Here is a 2136-nt window from a genome sequence, read left to right on the forward strand (position 1 = left end):
GCAACGCCCTGACAGGAAGGCTCATGAATAAGGTGGGCTAGATACATCGAGTTTCTGGATGACATGATCGAAAAGGTAGGGCTGGCTGAAAAATCTCGCGATGCAGTAGGCGGGATTGAGTTCACGCAGTGCCCCGCCTGCCTCTCAAAGCTGTCACCTGCACAAGCCGAACACACTTGTCACGTTTGCAAATCTGAGATTGATCCCGATCAACATCGGTCGCGATACAACGTAATTCGGCTAGATTTCGAGATCCAAAGGCGCGAAGCGTATCAGCTGAATACGCAAAAACTGGCGCGACTCGATGAAGCCAAAAAGAGTCTTCGGGGCCTTCGGCGTGAGCACGCCAAGTCAGTTGCAGACTATTCCGCCAAATACGGACATGGCGCAGCACCGCGGGAGGCGTTTCTAGCGACTGAGAATCTCCGCGTTGGCCAGATTGCTAAAGAGATTGAGTATCTCGAGCTAGCACTCACTACTGCTGAAAAAATTCGTGATTTGTCGGACACAAAGGCTCGTATCCAATCGGAGTTGGAATCTCTAAAATCGCGCCAGGAGGCCCTAGAACTGCACGCGAGAAAGCGTCGTCGTGTGGCGCTCGCACAAGTGTCGGACATTGCAGTTAAGATATTGCATTTAGACAACAACCATCAGCCAGAATTCGAGAATGCACAGACGGTCAGCGTGAGTTTCACCGACGATGCGATGATTGTAGATGGTGATATGAACTTTGCCGAGAGTAGCAACGTAGTTCTCAAAAATGCCTGCGTCCTGAGTTTGCTCTTAGCGGCTGGAAACGACCCGAAATTTTTCCATCCTCGCTTTGCGCTCTTTGATAATATCGAGGACAAGGGCATGACGACTGATCGCAGCCACAATTTTCAAAAAATACTCGTAGAAATGGTGACTGAACTGAAGGTCCCATACCAAGTCATCTACACCACCTCAATGATGAACCCCGCCCTTGAACTTGACGATTATGTGATTGGACCGCATTATACACCAGATAATCGGACTCTATCTGGCCTCAGCTAAACCTTCCGGAGCACTGCATTTATCAGTCCGACGTTCAAACCCTCGTTCCGCTACACCTTAAGACTTATCCGCGAATGTGTCTGAGGGCGTCGGCCTGTCAACAGGCTGCCCGATCCATTCGCTGCGCTCTCATATTGCCTGTTCCTTGCTGACCGCGTGGCCGTCTAGCCAAGACCGATGAATGCTACGATAGCCGCGAATCTCGTAGAGTCCTGCACAGTTCCTGCACAGGTCCAATATAGCCAAAATTCACTATAAATATCAGTATATTACAAGTCGCCGATATAATGGTCGGGGAGACAGGATTCGAACCTGCGGCCCTCTGCTCCCAAAGCAGATGCGCTACCAGACTGCGCCACTCCCCGACGCCCCTTTGCCCTAGGTGAAGCCATTGATTTCAGCAAGCCTGCTCTGCAACCCTCAGGACAAGGAGAAGCAGCAATACCGCCATTTCTGACGAAAAGTCCCGGAATAGTCCCGGAATATGTTCCACCTCTGTTCACGTCCATTGCTATGCCGGCCTCCTGCAGCAAGGTCGGGATCAACGGATCCCATCTGGCCGGGGCCGCCTTGTCGGCGCTGTAAAGGAGAACTCTTGTGAGGGCTCTTTGCTTCCCAACACCTGCTGAACGATCAGCGCTGGGCCCTGCCTGCCCTTCCTCATATCGGTGTGACCCATGGCGATCCAGACCCTGGCACCCGATGGGATCACCGCAGCGCCTCCAGGGCCACCGCCGCCAGCACCGGTGATGCTGCCGGAAAGATGGTGATGCGCCGGCCCCGCGCAAGCTCGATTACCAATGCAGTACCGGCCGGCGGCAACGCGGTGCCGATATCGTCGACAATCACCGCTTCGGCAAAGCTGGGACAGTCACTCCCGGTCACTTGAGCCATTGGTCCCACAGACAGCTTCTTGTGCCACGTGTACAACAGGCCCGTCGAAACTCATGCCTCCGCGCCACTCGGTTGGTCACGCCCCTGGCGCAAACGCCTCAATCAGGGTCTGCAGCCGCTGCTCATCACTCCACCGCCGCCGCTGCTCCGGCCCCGAAAACACCGTGATCTAGCCCGGATTATTCACCGGCCGGGTGATTTCGGGTT

2 protein-coding genes and 1 tRNA gene are annotated in these 2136 nt (G+C 54.4%); 1 reads left to right on the top strand and 2 read right to left on the bottom strand.

What is annotated here, in order from left to right; all coding sequences use genetic code 11:
• The first annotated feature begins 63 nt into the window (after positions 1-63).
• Positions 64-1035, top strand: coding sequence for a hypothetical protein (locus tag CHU93_RS17215; RefSeq protein ID WP_133064257.1), 972 nt, complete (start codon positions 64-66; stop codon positions 1033-1035).
• A gap of 288 nt (positions 1036-1323) precedes the next feature.
• Here CHU93_RS17215 and CHU93_RS00720 read toward each other — a convergent pair.
• Positions 1324-1400, bottom strand: a tRNA-Pro gene (locus CHU93_RS00720).
• A 343-nt stretch (positions 1401-1743) separates the two neighbouring features.
• Positions 1744-1929 carry a hypothetical protein gene (locus CHU93_RS17220; protein WP_133064258.1) on the bottom strand — a complete coding sequence of 62 codons (186 nt, stop codon included), beginning with the start codon at positions 1927-1929 and terminating at the stop codon, positions 1744-1746.
• Between the last annotated feature and the right edge of the window lie 207 nt (positions 1930-2136).

The sequence above is a fragment of the Sandarakinorhabdus cyanobacteriorum genome, assembly GCF_002251755.1.
GTDB classification, from domain to species: domain Bacteria; phylum Pseudomonadota; class Alphaproteobacteria; order Sphingomonadales; family Sphingomonadaceae; genus Sandarakinorhabdus; species Sandarakinorhabdus cyanobacteriorum.